Consider the following 686-nt stretch of genomic DNA (forward strand, 5'->3'; position numbering starts at 1 on the left):
CGTTACCAAGCAGGCTCTTAGCCAGTTCAAACGTATCGCACTCTGGGATCTCAACCCAAATGAACATGCCGCCATCAACAGGCTTTAACACACAACCTTGTGGCAGTTTTTGCTCCAACTCAGAGAACAGCACCTCGTAGCGAGACTTATACAGGTTGCGGATGTTCTCCATATGCAGACCGAAGTCTTGGTGCTTAAGCAGGCCAAGTAGCAGTGCTTGCATCGGAACGCTGGAGTGAAGATCAGCGCCTTGTTTAACCTTGATAAGTGGTCCAAGGTAGCTGCGTTTGCCGGTTACCGCGCCGATACGCAGACCTGGAGAAGCAATCTTAGAGAATGAACGCAGTACGATTGAGTGATCTGGGCAGAACGACGATACAAGTGGCAGCTCAGAGCCGGTAAAACGCAGTTCACGATAAGGTGCGTCTTCAATGAAAGCGACGTTGTATTGTTCACAAAGCGCAGCGACTTGTTGGCGGCTCTCTAGAGTCCAGCATACGCCCGTTGGGTTATGGAAATCCGGTACCGCATAGAACATTTTTGGTGCCTGCTGTTTAAAGCACGTTTCGAGTTCGTCGAGGTTTGGGCCGAACTCGGTTTGAGACACAGTCACAATGTTCGCTTGGACTAAACCAAATACTTGCATCGCACCTAGGTAGCTTGGCGCCTCCATCACAACGGTATCA

The 686-nt window shown here is 50.3% G+C and carries 1 protein-coding gene; it reads right to left on the minus strand.

What is annotated here, in order from left to right; all coding sequences use genetic code 11:
• A partial coding sequence (locus tag KIV40_RS29175; RefSeq protein WP_285352721.1) for a PLP-dependent aminotransferase family protein occupies nt 1–686 on the minus strand: 686 nt, incomplete at both ends.

It is taken from the genome of Vibrio sp. D173a, from assembly GCF_030248475.1.